12 protein-coding genes and 1 pseudogene are annotated in these 12,688 nt (G+C 65.0%); 9 read left to right on the top strand and 4 right to left on the bottom strand.

All coding sequences use genetic code 11. The features are described 5' to 3' along the window. Window positions 1-72 precede the first annotated feature (72 nt). Entirely contained in the window at window positions 73-249 is a 177-nt protein-coding gene (locus G6R19_RS15820) for a CsbD family protein (protein WP_104998934.1), read from the bottom strand. Window positions 250-389: 140 nt separating this feature from the next. Between G6R19_RS15820 and G6R19_RS15815 the strand changes: the two genes are divergently transcribed. The 5 genes from G6R19_RS15815 (at window position 390) to G6R19_RS15795 (ending at window position 4,578) form a co-directional block, all read left to right on the top strand. Continuing rightward, a complete protein-coding gene (locus G6R19_RS15815) occupies window positions 390-851 on the top strand; it encodes an SRPBCC family protein (protein WP_163166682.1) in 462 nt (153 codons plus the stop codon). Further along, window positions 851-1,528 (top strand): pentapeptide repeat-containing protein, encoded by a 678-nt coding sequence (locus G6R19_RS15810; protein WP_163166680.1) that lies wholly within the window; start codon window positions 851-853, stop codon window positions 1,526-1,528. Before G6R19_RS15815 ends, G6R19_RS15810 begins: the two co-directional genes overlap by 1 nt. Window positions 1,529-1,658: 130 nt before the next feature. Further along, a complete protein-coding gene (locus G6R19_RS15805; protein WP_163166678.1) occupies window positions 1,659-2,885 on the top strand; it encodes a thiolase family protein in 1,227 nt (408 codons plus the stop codon). After that, window positions 2,885-3,709, top strand: coding sequence for an enoyl-CoA hydratase/isomerase family protein (locus G6R19_RS15800; protein WP_163166676.1), 825 nt, complete (start codon window positions 2,885-2,887; stop codon window positions 3,707-3,709). The genes G6R19_RS15805 and G6R19_RS15800 overlap by 1 nt, the downstream gene beginning before the upstream one ends. Beyond that, window positions 3,706-4,578 (top strand): 3-hydroxyacyl-CoA dehydrogenase family protein, encoded by an 873-nt coding sequence (locus G6R19_RS15795; RefSeq protein WP_163166674.1) that lies wholly within the window; start codon window positions 3,706-3,708, stop codon window positions 4,576-4,578. The genes G6R19_RS15800 and G6R19_RS15795 overlap by 4 nt, the downstream gene beginning before the upstream one ends. Window positions 4,579-4,587: 9 nt before the next feature. Here G6R19_RS15795 and G6R19_RS15790 read toward each other — a convergent pair whose 3' ends face one another. Beyond that, window positions 4,588-4,821, bottom strand: coding sequence for a DUF6480 family protein (locus tag G6R19_RS15790; RefSeq protein ID WP_163166672.1), 234 nt, complete (start codon window positions 4,819-4,821; stop codon window positions 4,588-4,590). A gap of 75 nt (window positions 4,822-4,896) precedes the next feature. On the opposite strand from G6R19_RS15790, the gene G6R19_RS15785 reads away from it, so the two are divergent. Then, complete coding sequence (locus tag G6R19_RS15785; RefSeq protein WP_163166670.1) at window positions 4,897-5,505, top strand: GNAT family protein; 609 nt, start codon at window positions 4,897-4,899, stop codon at window positions 5,503-5,505. Between the two features lie 17 nt (window positions 5,506-5,522). On the opposite strand, the gene G6R19_RS15780 is transcribed toward G6R19_RS15785, so the two are convergent. After that, the gene (locus G6R19_RS15780; protein ID WP_163166668.1) at window positions 5,523-6,470 is read right to left on the bottom strand and encodes an SGNH/GDSL hydrolase family protein; all 948 of its coding nucleotides are present in this window, start codon (window positions 6,468-6,470) and stop codon (window positions 5,523-5,525) included. Between the two features lie 244 nt (window positions 6,471-6,714). Here G6R19_RS15780 and G6R19_RS15775 point away from each other — a divergent pair, with 244 nt between their 5' ends. After that, window positions 6,715-9,327, top strand: a complete 2,613-nt coding sequence (locus tag G6R19_RS15775) for a S1 family peptidase (RefSeq protein ID WP_240341913.1) — start codon at window positions 6,715-6,717, stop codon at window positions 9,325-9,327. A 30-nt stretch (window positions 9,328-9,357) separates the two neighbouring features. Here G6R19_RS15775 and G6R19_RS15770 read toward each other — a convergent pair whose 3' ends face one another. Further along, a complete protein-coding gene (locus G6R19_RS15770) occupies window positions 9,358-9,804 on the bottom strand; it encodes a hotdog fold thioesterase (protein ID WP_163166666.1) in 447 nt (148 codons plus the stop codon). 144 nt (window positions 9,805-9,948) lie between these two features. Here G6R19_RS15770 and paaZ point away from each other — a divergent pair, with 144 nt between their 5' ends. Next, on the top strand, window positions 9,949-12,060 hold the full coding sequence (gene paaZ, locus G6R19_RS15765) for a phenylacetic acid degradation bifunctional protein PaaZ (RefSeq protein WP_163166664.1): 2,112 nt from the start codon (window positions 9,949-9,951) through the stop codon (window positions 12,058-12,060). Window positions 12,061-12,181: 121 nt separating this feature from the next. Next, window positions 12,182-12,664, top strand: a pseudogene (locus tag G6R19_RS20485) (helix-turn-helix domain-containing protein); the annotation flags it as partial. Between the last annotated feature and the right edge of the window lie 24 nt (window positions 12,665-12,688).

Below are 12,688 nucleotides of genomic sequence, written 5' to 3'. Positions count from 1 at the left end.
CGGATCCGTGGGATCCGCCGCCATTTCTCACTGTTGCGGCACGCCGTTCGCTGCGGCTGCATCAGCGGGGAGCTAGTCGCGCTTGAACTCGTCCTTGACGCTTTCGCCGACCTTCTTGGCGTCGGCCTTGACCTGGTCCGCCTGGCCCTCTGCCTTCAGGCGGTCATTGTCCGTTGCGTTGCCCGCAGCTTCCTTGGCCTTGCCGCCCATATCTTCTGCTGCGTTACTGATCTTGTCTCCGAGGCCCATGGTGGTGGCCTCCTTTCGTTTCCGTTGATCAAACAATGCATTTTCACACTAACACGAAGCTTGCTTACTATTTCAAGCCCAGGTTTTCCTTCCGGGAGGGGCGTCTGTTGATTGTCCGTACCCGCGGCTAGGCTCGGAACATGGAGCACACCACCAGCCTCACCCAGCACATTCAGGCGTCCCCGGAGAAGGTCTGGTCCGTCATCACGGACATCCCAGGCTCGGCGGCCACGCTGTCCGGAGTCGATTCCGTGCAGCTTCTCACCGACGGCCCCTATGGGGAAGGGACGCGCTGGAAGGAGACCCGGAAGATGCTGGGCAAGTCCGAAACGGTGGAGATGTGGGTGGCGGAAGCAGAGCGGCACCGCAGCACCACCGTCAAGGCCGTTCAGGGTGGCGCGGACTACACCACGAGGTTCAACCTTGCCCCGCGGGACGGCGGCACCGAGCTTACCCTTACCTTCGGCGCTGAGGTCATCAAGCCCACGGTAGCGAGCCGGCTCCTGATGCTGCTGTTCGGCAGGATGGGTATGGCCGCCACCCGCAAAGCCCTAACCAAGGACCTCGCAGAGATCGCAGCCAAAGCAGAATCGCTTCCGTAGTGGCTGCGCATCCTTCCAAGGCCGCTGACCCGAAGGTTATTGCCCCCAGGCTCACGCCGGTGCGGCTGGAGAACCTGACGGACCAGCCGGCGTCGGACTTCCGCCGCGGTGAAAGGTACGACGGCGGCCGGTACAGCCGTGCCGAGGCTGATGGTCTCGAACTCAGTGGGACAGACTTCGCAGAGTGCGAGTTCCAGGGGGTGTCCTTCAATGACACGCAGCTCCGCGGGTCCTCGTTCCGGGACTGCATCCTGGGCGAGCTGTATGCGCCGGTGTTTAAGGCGGCCCGCTCCACCTGGCGGGACGTTGAGTTGCGGAACCCGCGGCTTGGCTCCGCTGAACTGTACGAGAGCGGCTGGCAGTCAGTCCGCATCGAGGGCGGCAAGCTGGACTTCCTCAACCTGCGCGGCGCCAAGCTCACCGACGTCCTCATCAGCGACTGCATCATCAACGAACTGGACCTGGGCTCAGCCACCGGTACCCGCGTGGGGCTCAAGAACTGCACCATCGGATCCCTCGACCTCAGCGGGGCCAAACTCAAGGACTTTGATATCCGGAGCACGGGGTTCCGCAGCATCAGCGGGCTCGGCAGCATGGCGGGCGTCGTGGTGGACGAGTACCAGTTGGGTCTCCTGGCACCCCTCCTGGCCGCGCATCTGGGCGTTACGGTCCTCTAAAGCCTTCGAGGGAAGCGCCGGTACCCATCCAAGACCCGCCCGTGTACTATTTACAGAACGAACGGTCGGTAAGTGCTGAGCTCTGCCTGCCGCCGATGACAGTGCTGTTTATCGCGTGAAGGGTGTTTCCATGGCTGCTACCGCAGGTCCGCAGGCTTTCCTTGTTGGCGGGGTCCGAACGCCGGTGGGCAAATACGGCGGGGCGCTGTCCTCCATCCGCCCGGACGACCTCGCAGCCCTGGTAATCCGGGAGGCCGTGAACCGGGCCGGGCTTGATCCGGACAGCATCGACGAGGTGGTCCTGGGCAACGCCAACGGCGCCGGGGAGGAAAACCGGAACGTCGCACGGATGGCCACCCTGCTTGCCGGTTTGCCCCTTCACATCCCCGGCATCACCGTCAACCGGCTCTGCGCCTCCGGCCTCAGCGCCATCATCCAGGCGAGCCACATGATCAAGGCCGGGGCCGCGGACATCGTGATCGCCGGTGGGGTGGAATCCATGAGCCGCGCACCCTGGGTCCAGGAAAAGCCCAGCGCCGCCTTTGCCAAACCCGGCCAGATCTTCGACACCTCCATCGGCTGGCGCTTCACCAACCCCCAGTTCCACAAGGGCGAACTGTCCCGCGAGGGCAAAATGACGTACTCCATGCCTGAGACGGCCGAAGAAGTGGCCCGCGTGGACGGCATCTCGCGCGAGGACGCCGACGCCTTCGCGGTCCGCTCGCACCAGCGCGCCCTTGACGCCACGGTTGCCGGCCGGTTCAAGGACGAAATCGTCCCGGTCACCGTCAAGACCCGGAAATCCGAGCATGTTGTGGACACCGATGAAGGTCCCCGGGCGGACACCACCATGGACGTCCTGGCCGGGCTGAAGCCGGTGGCGAACGGCGGCACCGTGGTCACGGCCGGCAACTCGTCGTCCCTCAACGACGGCGCGTCAGCCATCATCGTGGCCTCGGAAGCGGCCATCGAAAGGCTGGGCCTGATACCCCGCGCCCGCATCATCGATGGTGCCTCGGCCGGCTGTGAGCCCGAAATTATGGGTATCGGCCCGGTGCCGGCAACGCAGAAAGTCCTGAAGCGGAGCGGCCTCAGCGTCGGTGACCTCGGCGCCGTCGAACTTAACGAAGCGTTTGCCACGCAGTCCCTCGCCTGCATCCGCCGGCTGGGCCTGGAACCTGAAATTGTGAACAACGACGGCGGCGCCATCGCTTTGGGGCACCCGCTGGGTTCCAGCGGGGCAAGGATCGCCATCACCCTGCTGGGGCGGATGGAGCGTGAGGACGCGCGGATCGGGCTGGCCACCATGTGCATCGGCGTCGGCCAGGGCACCGCCATGCTTCTGGAGAAGGTCTAATGCCGGGCGCTGTGGACCTGGCGTCGGAAAAGTTCCATGCGCTGCTGGTGGAAGAGCGCGGCGACCGCGTGGTGGTGCTCCTCAACCGCCCCGAGGTCCGGAATGCCATCGACCAGCAGATGGTGGATGAACTCCATATCGTCTGCGCTGCCCTTGAGCAGAACCCGAAGGTGCTCATCATCGCCGGCGTGGACGGTGTTTTTGCCTCGGGAGCGGACATCGCACAGCTGCGGGAACGCCGTCGGGACGATGCCCTGCAGGGAATCAACTCCACGATTTTCGTCCGGATCGCCAAGCTGCCCATGCCCGTGATTGCCGCCCTGGACGGGTACTGCCTCGGCGGCGGGGCCGAGCTCGCCTACGCGGCTGACTTCCGGATCGGCACACCGAACGTGCGCATCGGCAACCCGGAAACGGGGCTGGGCATCCTCGCCGCCGCCGGGGCCAGCTGGCGGCTGAAGGAACTGGTGGGGGAGCCGGTGGCGAAACAAATTCTGCTGGCCGGCCGGGTCCTCGGCGCCGAAGAAGCCCTGGCGGTGAACCTCATCAGCGAGATCCATAGCCCCGCCCAGCTTCTGGACGCCGCGCAGGACCTGGCGGACAGGATCGGCCGGCAGGATCCGCTGGCCGTGCGGATCACCAAGTCGGTGTTCCATGCACCGGCGGAAGCACACCCCCTGATTGACCAGTTGGCCCAAGGCATCCTCTTTGAATCCGAGGCCAAGTTTGACCGGATGCAGCGGTTCCTGGACAAAAAGGCCAGCAAGGCCAACAACAGCGCCGGTGTGAAGGCCGGCGCCGAGACCGGAGAGAAGAATCCATGAGCACACCGCAACCTGCCCCTGGCCTGCCTTCCCGCGTCGGCGTCCTGGGCGGGGGCCGCATGGGTGCCGGCATCGCGCACGCCTTCCTGGTCAAGGGGGCGGACGTGCTGGTGGTCGAGCGCGATGAGCAGTCCGCCGAGGCAGCCCGGGAACGGGTGGAAGCGGCCGCAGCCAAGAGCATTGAGCGCGGTGCCGTCGACGCCAGCCTCGACGAGCTCGTTTCACGGCTTACCGTGGGCGTGGACTACGACGCCTTCAAGGACCGGCAACTGGTGGTCGAAGCGGTGCCCGAGGACTGGGGCCTGAAGGTCACCGCGCTGCAGGGCATCGAGGAGCGGCTGGCGGATGATGCCTATCTGGCGTCAAATACTTCCTCGCTGTCCGTGAATGGACTGGCCGGGGAACTCAAGCGGCCGGAAAACTTCCTGGGCCTGCATTTCTTCAACCCGGTGCCGGCGTCCACCCTGATCGAGGTGGTGCTGGGCGAAAAAACCTCTCCCGGCCTTGCCGCTGCGGCGAAAGGGTGGGTGGAGGCACTCGGCAAGACCGCCGTCGTCGTCAATGATGCCCCCGGGTTCGCGTCCTCCCGGCTAGGCGTGGCGATCGCCCTGGAAGCGATGCGCATGGTGGAGGAGGGGGTGGCATCCGCCGAGGACATCGACGCCGCCATGGTCCTTGGCTATAAACACCCCACCGGACCGCTTCGAACCACGGACATTGTCGGGTTGGATGTGCGCCTGGGCATTGCCGAATACCTGCACTCCACGCTGGGGGAGCGATTCGCCCCGCCGCAGATCCTCAAGGACAAGGTGGCTCGCGGCGAACTGGGACGCAAAACCGGGAAGGGCTTTTTTGACTGGCCCAGCTAGGACCGGCGGCTAGTCGAAAAAGCCCACAATGTAGCCGACGAAGTACAGGAGTGACAGCAAAACCACTGCTGCGATGGCTGCAATCACGAAGAACTGCGTGCTTCTCTTTGTCCCGTGTTCGTCATGACCCTGGGTGGTGGTTGTGGAGGCTTCGCCCGGCGGCGTTTCCCCTGGCGGCACTCCGCCTCCCGGCTCCAGGCCAGTGAGCTTGTCGTCTTCCGGGTCCGGATTGTGTCCTGACACGTTATCTCCCTCGTTTGCCGTCCTGGTGCTTTGCCCAGCGTAACCGGCCCGGTTCGTTGGACCTAGGCTGATGCAGTGACCTTCCTTGAACCCCTTACCCTGACTGGCCGGTATGTAACCCTGGAGCCGCTGAATCCGGACCATCACGACGGCCTCGTTGATGCCGCACGCGACGGCGAGCTGTGGCGCCTCTGGTACACGTCGGTGCCGTCCCCGGACGAAATGGCAGCGGAGATCGAGCGGCGGCTCGCCCTGCAGGAACAGGGCTCGATGCTGCCGTTCACTACCCGGCTGATCGACCCGGCCACCGGCGGCCCCGGCAGGATCGTCGGGATGACTACCTACATGAATGTCGACGCCGGCACTCCCCGTGTTGAGATCGGCTCCACCTGGAACGCCGCTTCCGTGCAGGGGACCGGGACAAATCCGGACTCCAAGCTGCTGCTCCTGCGGCACGCCTTTGAGGTTCTTGGCTGCCCTGCCGTGGAGTTCCGGACGCACTGGCTCAACCACCAGTCGCGCGAGGCCATCGCCCGGCTGGGCGCCAAGCAGGACGGGGTGCTCCGCAACCACTCAAGGACGCGCGACGGCCTCCTGCGCGACACTGTGGTGTTCTCCATCCTCGAACACGAATGGCCCATGGTCCGCGCCGGGCTGGAGTACCGGCTGGCGCGGCGGAGGTAAAGGCGCTTGGCAGGAAGCTACTGCTGGACCAGTTGTGGAATCCCCACCGCGCTTGTCAGGGCCGGAGCATAGCCAAGTCCGTGGCCGGCGATGTTCGGGTGGAAGTTCCGGGGATCAGCGACAGGGTTTCCATTTTGGTCCAGGACGGGCAGTCCATTCTGGTCCAGGAAGGGGCCTGCGTTAAAGAAGATCCATGGCTCGCGGTCGTTGACCGCATGACCCCTGAACCTCGCAGTGACATCGATGTACTTGGCGTTGGCCCGGTGGAAGATGTTGGCTGAGGATACGGAGGCCGCAAGTGTGGCGTTAAGCAGGCTCGTTCCGCCATTGACCAGGAGCTGATTGTCCCGGGAAATGGGCAGCGGGTAGCCGTCTGGATTGAACAACTTCGGGTATCCGAGTACCGCAATCTTGGCGCCGGGCGCTACGCGGTGGATGGATGCCAGCGCCTTGGAAAGCTTGATCCCCACCGATGGCATCGCCTTAACGGATGCGGCGACCGCCTGCTTGCACGCATCCGCGGTTGACGTGGCGCAGACGAAAAGCGTGGAGTTGACTCCGGCGTCGTTCGCGCCGGCTGTCAGGCTGACAAGATCCGTGTTCCGGTTGACCTTGCCTGCGGCGGTAAGGGAAGCAATCTGCTGCTGAAGGGTGGGTACGTTGAAGGCTGGGTCAACATAGTCAATGAATGCACCGTGACATGCAGCGTTGAACACCAGATTGACGGATGAATTCAGATCAACGACGACATCGGCATAACCACCCGGGGTCTGCACGCACGGGCTTGTTGGCACGAAGTCACCGGCTCCGGTCCCCGCGGTGTATGAATCGCCCAATGCAACGTAATCGGTCTGGGCCGCGGGAGCGGCAGAAGCCGGCATCGCAGAAAGCCCGAGGACCGTGACTAGACAGGCGAGGCCTGAAGCAAAAGCCGAGTAACGCCGTCGTGCTGCAGCATTTCCCATGACGTTCTCCTTGGTTGTCTCTCTGCCCGTCGGGGAGGCAGTCACCGCCACCGTACGCCGCCTTGACCATGGCGTCATCGGGGGTGGCACCTCAGTTGCCATAGGGGGGTTAGGTGGTCTTGGCTCACGGGTTCTCGCTTCGGCGTTTTGGGCCGGGCGGTACCATTGTGACTGGTGTGACAGTTGGCGAGTCCGCGTGAGGACGCGCAGGCGCAATTAGGCGACGAATTGAATGGCGGCGCGAGTGAAACGAATCTTTGGCGCAGGAGCAGCAGCTGGGATAGTGCTGGTCTTGGGACTCCCTGCGGCGGCTGCGGCCCTGCCGGTGTCAGCGGGCGCTAAAACCGCGACGCCGGAAGCATTCTCGGACGGTGGCTGGCATCGGGGTGCGGATACTCAGGCTTCCGGAATCCGCGACACAGGGTCCACCGAGGCGGGCCTTTCCGAAGCGGTTCTCCGCGATCTCGGCATGAGCCTTGAGGAATTTAATGCTGCCGGTGAACTTGGCCGCCGCGCTGCCGCCGCCGCGGAGGCCCTGCGCGGGCTCCCGGGCTACTCCAGTATCAGCCTGGGCGCCGGAAAGATCAGGGTAGAAGGCAAGGGCGCCGCCTTGGAAGCCCAAGTGGACCTGCTGAACCAGCAGGTTGGTGGCGACTTTGTGCTGGTGGCCTCTGCCTCGCCGGCGGCTCTGCCAGGGCCGGAACTGGTCGCTTCAGATATCGATGAATTGTTTCACGCCTACGTTCGCGACGTCGGAATGCAAGGGCTGCAGGCAGTCACCTACGCAGAGGGCCGCTTTGTTATTCGCACCGGGTTCGTCAACACCCCTGAATCGGGGCTCCAGGCTGGTCCTCGCTTGCAGTCCTCCCAAGGGCCTGAGGTGGCGCCGGCGGCTCCCGGCAAAGTGACGCCTGCGCAGTTCGCGGCCCGCTACGCCAATGTTCAGCTCCAGGAGGGCACCACTGTCAGGACTGAGGACGACGTCTTTGGCGGACAGGGGTACCTGGTGGACAGCTTTCCTCGATGTTCAGCAGGGTTTGCAGCATTCAGCCCGTCCGGGCTGCCACTGTTGCTGACTGCCGGACACTGCACGGACGACGGCGCTGCCAAAGTTGCTGAACTTGAACCACTGACGGCCGCTCCTGCCGGCGGCTCAACCATTCCTTTGACGCCGACAAATGCCGCTCTTGGCACCTTTGGTTTCAGCCAGTTCGGTGGGCCCAACAATTCCTCCGCAACAGCAGCTGGAGCGGGTATCGGCACCGACATTGCCGTGATCCAGGACCTCGCTCCTGGGCTTGACCTTCAACCCGCCGCCACCAAGTGGGATAGCCCTGCGGCGCCGGGCCCGCGCGCCGTCCGGATCGTCGGGACCGCTGCTCCCGTGGAAGGCCAAGCCGTCTGCCGCTCCGGACGGACAACAGGATGGAAGTGCGGCACGGTTGATTCAGTAGGTATCTGGATGATGCCGGGACGGAACAACGCATACCTGCCGGACGGCTCAGGCACCGACCTTCGGCCCATCCGTGCCTTCGATTCAGCGTCGGTGAAGTCAGCCGGTGGCGATTCAGGTGGTCCATGGATTAGTGGCAATTTTGCTGTCGGCATGCATGCCGGGGCCGAAAGCCTTAACGGCACGCAGACCAGGGCCATTGCAGCAACCCTGCAGGATGCCACGGCCAGTATCCCTGGCGGGGTCGAGCTCGAACTGTTCCTCAACAAGCCCGAACTTGTCCCGGCGGGCAGTGCGGTCCCAGGCGGAACAAGCGTCACCGGACGGGTCCCGGCTGCCCCGGCTTCCGCGGTGGCAGCCGGCTCCAAGGTGCGAATAGCTTTGCCCGGCCGGCAGCCCTTCGAAGTGCCCCTGGACCTTGCAGGGAACTGGTATTTCACAGCTCCCGACGTACCGGGCCCCCTCACCTTCACAGCAGAGACGGTGAATGGCTTCAGCAGTTCCGGAGCCGCGCCAATGAGTGTCGTGATCGCCCCGTCGTTCCTTCCGGAGCCGAGCATCACCACGTCGGCCATCGATCCCTTGGCTGAGCTGACGAGCGTAGCGGGCACGGGAACGCCCGGTGCCACGGTGACCCTTTCCGGTGATATCGCAGGCTCTGGTCTCGTCGGCCAGGACGGCAGCTGGTCTATTCCGCTGACGGCCCCACCCCCTTATGGCAAGGTAAACGTGACTGCTGTGCAGCGGTACGCCGGCCTTCCGGACGGCCCTCCGGTCACGGCAACGCTTTCCGTTCTGCCACCCGCCCCAGCTATCCACAGCATCGCTGAAGGGCAGCACGTTCGGCCGGATATGCTTCCGGCCACCATCTCGGGAACAGGGCTTACCGGTGCGGAGGTGATGGTGTCCGTTGACGGGGTAGCGGTCTCTGCTGCACCGGCAGTTGGCGCAGCCGGGTCACGAACTTCCGCGCAGGCTGTGGCGCCACGGGTCCTGGTCGCTGGCGGAGCCTGGACCGTGCCGTTCCCTGCCGGGCTGGCCGTTGGAACCCACACCGTTTCAGTGACCCAGGCTGTAGACGGAGTCAGCTCTGCTCCTGCGACGGTGGCCTTCGCCATTGACGCTCCGACGGTGGAACTCGACGCGTCCCTGGCTCCGGTTCTTCCTGCTGCGGTCCCTGCCGCAGACAGTGAACCAGCCTCAGCCGGCGATAGCGCCGCCGTCGTGCTTCCTGCCGGCCTCGCCAATACCGGAGGCAGCGGTGACCGGAGGAATACCGGCAACCTGGCCTACACCGGCCCGTCCGCGCTTCTCCCCGCGGCAGGCGCTGCCGCAACCGCAATCGCCGTCGGTGCCGTGCTGATGGCGCTGGTCCGCCGTCGGAGGAGCCAGACGCCCGACTAAAGGTTCGGACAAGCAACCCGTCCAGACGGCTTATTTGTGCCGCCGCATCAGCAGGTTGGTGATGCGCATGGTGCAGAGCCGCTGGCCGGCCTCGTTGGTGATGACCACCTGATGCGTGGTTAGCGTCCCGCCCAGATGGATGGGTGTGGCGGTGATGGTCAAATGGCCCTCCCGCGCCGAGCGGTGGTGGGTGGCGGAGACATCCACACCCACCGCCGTCTTGCCCATGGTGCTCGCATGGATCACGGCAGCCCATGACCCCACAGCTTCGCCCACGGCCAGCGACGCCCCGCCGTGCAGCAGCCCAAAGGACTGCCTATTCCCCTCCACAGGCATGGTGGCCACCACCCGCTCCACCGACTCCTCGACGATTTTCACGCCCATCTTCTCGTCGAGCTCGCCGAGCGTTATCTTCCACAGTTCGTGCGCCTCAGGGTGGTTCTCCACAGCTGCATCCTTCGGTGACGGGGCGTTCATGTGTTCTCCTTCTGGGTGGCCATTTCCGGCCCGGCCTTCTAGTCTGCACCACGGCCTTTCATGTATGGTGAATATATTACCGAACGGACGGTCAGTAATCACTGGCCGCCTTTGTATGCCCCTTGTTGGAAGGACCCGTCAACGATGACCACCACCGCCACAGCTCCCCAGGCCACGGTCGACACCGTGGAGACAGTGCCCAGCTTCATCATGGATGCGTGGTGGACGCCCGACGACGGTTCCACGGGTTCCGCTGTCCCCGTACGCGACGCGAGCACGGGGGAGATTTTGGCCAAGGTGAGCACGGAGGGGCTGGACCTTGCCACCGTCGTCGACTACGGCCGCACCACCGGACAGGCCGAACTCGGCCAGCTGACCTTCCACCAGCGCGCCCTCAAGCTCAAGGAACTGGCGCAGTACCTCCACGCCCGGCGCGAACACTTCTACTCCTTCTCCGCCCAGACCGGCGCCACCAAGGTCGACTCCATGATCGACATCGACGGCGGCATCGGCGTCCTCTTCACGTTCGGCTCGAAGGGCCGGCGCGAACTGCCGAACTCGCAGGTGGTGGTGGACGGGCCCATGGAGGTGCTGTCCAAGGACGGCTCCTTCGCCGGCGAGCACATCTACACCCGCATCCCGGGCGTGGCGGTGCAGATCAACGCGTTCAACTTCCCTGTGTGGGGCATGCTGGAGAAGTTCGCCCCGGCCTTCATCGCCGGCGTTCCCACCATCGTCAAGCCCGCCACGCCCACCGGCTACGTGGCAGCGGCCGTGGTGAAGGCCATTGTTGAATCCAACATCCTGCCCAAGGGCTCGCTGCAGCTGATTTCCGGTTCCGTCCGCGGGCTGCTGGATGTGCTGGACTACCGCGACCTGGTGGCCTTCACCGGCTCTGCCTCCACCGCACTGTCCCTCAAATCCCACCCCAACGTGGTCCAGGGCGGGGTCCGGTTCACCTCCGAAACCGACTCCCTGAACGCCGCGATCCTGGGCCCCGACGCCGTAGAGGGCACACCGGAATTCGACGCCTTCGTGAAGTCCGTCGTCACCGAAATGACCGCAAAGGCGGGGCAGAAGTGCACCGCCATCCGCCGCGCCATCGTCCCGCAGGAGCTCGTAGCCGCGGTGTCTGCGGCCGTCGGCAAGCGGATCTCCGAACGTGTTGTCCTGGGAGACCCCCGGGCCGACGGCGTCACCATGGGCGCGCTCGCCTCGGTGGAGCAGCTCGAGGACGTCCGCGCGGCCGTGCAGTCAATGCTCGACGCCGGTGGTGAGCTCGCGTACGGAACGCTCGAATCGCCGTCGGTCACCTCCGCAGACGGATCCACGGGCGTGCTGGACGGCGGCGCCTTCATGGCTCCGGTCCTGCTGAACTGGCATGACCCCGAGGCGGAGGAAGTCCACTCGCTGGAGGCCTTCGGCCCCGTTTCCTCCGTGATCGGCTACAAGGACATTCCCGATGCCATTCGCCTCGCCGCCCGCGGCAACGGCTCCCTGGTGGCCTCGGTGTGCACCAACGATCCGGCCGTGGCCCGCGAACTCGTGATGGGAATCGCCGCCCACCACGGCCGCGTCCTGATGCTCAACCGCGAGGACGCCCGCAGCTCCACCGGCCACGGCTCACCCGTTCCGCACCTGGTCCACGGCGGTCCCGGCCGGGCAGGAGGGGGTGAGGAGCTGGGCGGAATCCGCTCGGTGATGCACCACATGCAGCGCACGGCCATCCAGGGCTCGCCCAACATGCTCACCGCCATTACCGGGGTTTGGCATGCCGGAGCCGACCGCAACTTCACCGTTGAAACTGAGGGGACGCACCCGTTCCAAAAGTCACTGGAGACGCTGCGGATCGGAGACGCCGTCCGGTCGGAGCTGCGCCAGGTCACGCTGGAGGACATCACCGCCTTCGCCAACTCCACCGGCGACACGTTCTACGCCCACACCAACGAGGAAGCCGCGGAAGCCAACCCGTTCTTCCCCGGCATCGTGGCGCACGGATACCTGCTGCTCAGCTGGGCCGCCGGATTGTTCGTGGAACCCGCCCCGGGCCCGGTGCTGGCCAATTCCGGCCTGGAGAACCTGCGCTTCGTCACCCCGGTGGCCGGGGGCGATTCCATCCGGGTGACCTTGACTGCCAAGAAGATCACCCCGCGCGAAACGGACGAGTACGGCGAGGTTGCCTGGGACGCAGTGCTCACCAACCAGAACGACGAGATCGTCGCCACCTACGACGTCCTCACCCTGGTCGCGAAGTAGCCCCACCTCCCGGGACGCTCTCTCACTTAATGCGTGTTCTTCCCTGACGCTCTCTCACTCTTGAACTGCTCCCCGGAAGTTGGACTGAGAAATTCAGTTCCGACTTCCGGGGAGCAGTTTTATGCGTGCAAGTAGTTCATTATCTGAGGCGCAGCGTGAGGCGGCTGTAGCGTTGTTTGAGAGGGGTATCGGGTATCGGGCGGCGGCTCGTTTGCTGGATGCGCCTTGGGTGCCGGTCAGGGCACTGTATGGGCGGTGGAGGATTCATGGGCAAGGAGTGCTGGTGAGCAGGCCGGCGAAGTCGTACTCGTTCGAGTTCAAGCTGGCCTTGGTGCAGCGATTCCTCGCGGGCGAGCCCGGCCCGGAGCTGGCGGTGGAGGCCGGTTTGGCCTCCCGTGAGCTGCTGCAAAAGTGGGTCAGGGCGTATCGTCTGGAGGGTGAGGACGGGTTGCGGCCAAAGCCCAAAGGCAGACCCCGGAAACCTGATGCCCTGCCACCTGCGGAGCTGCCCGAGCTTGAGCGGTTGCGGCGGGAGAACGAGCGGCTGCGCGCCCAGGTGGCGTACCTGGGAAAACTGCGGGCCTTGAGGGAACAGGGACGACGGTAAAGGTTCAGGCCGTCGTTGCCC

Origin of the sequence: Arthrobacter sp. Alg241-R88 (genome assembly GCF_900537115.1) — a bacterium.
GTDB lineage: Bacteria > Actinomycetota > Actinomycetes > Actinomycetales > Micrococcaceae > Arthrobacter.
This window is presented reverse-complemented; position numbering and strand designations above follow the sequence as displayed.

Bases quoted from the DNA above. Each gene is read 5' to 3' on its own strand.
- G6R19_RS15820 (WP_104998934.1), bottom strand. From the start codon at position 249: ATGGGCCTCGGAGACAAGATCAGTAACGCAGCAGAAGATATGGGCGGC.
- G6R19_RS15815 (WP_163166682.1), top strand. From the start codon at position 390: ATGGAGCACACCACCAGCCTCACCCAGCACATTCAGGCGTCCCCGGAG.
- G6R19_RS15805 (WP_163166678.1), top strand. From the start codon at position 1,659: ATGGCTGCTACCGCAGGTCCGCAGGCTTTCCTTGTTGGCGGGGTCCGA.
- G6R19_RS15800 (WP_163166676.1), top strand. From the start codon at position 2,885: ATGCCGGGCGCTGTGGACCTGGCGTCGGAAAAGTTCCATGCGCTGCTG.
- G6R19_RS15795 (WP_163166674.1), top strand. From the start codon at position 3,706: ATGAGCACACCGCAACCTGCCCCTGGCCTGCCTTCCCGCGTCGGCGTC.
- G6R19_RS15780 (WP_163166668.1), bottom strand. From the start codon at position 6,470: ATGGGAAATGCTGCAGCACGACGGCGTTACTCGGCTTTTGCTTCAGGC.
- G6R19_RS15770 (WP_163166666.1), bottom strand. From the start codon at position 9,804: ATGAACGCCCCGTCACCGAAGGATGCAGCTGTGGAGAACCACCCTGAG.
- paaZ (WP_163166664.1), top strand. From the start codon at position 9,949: ATGACCACCACCGCCACAGCTCCCCAGGCCACGGTCGACACCGTGGAG.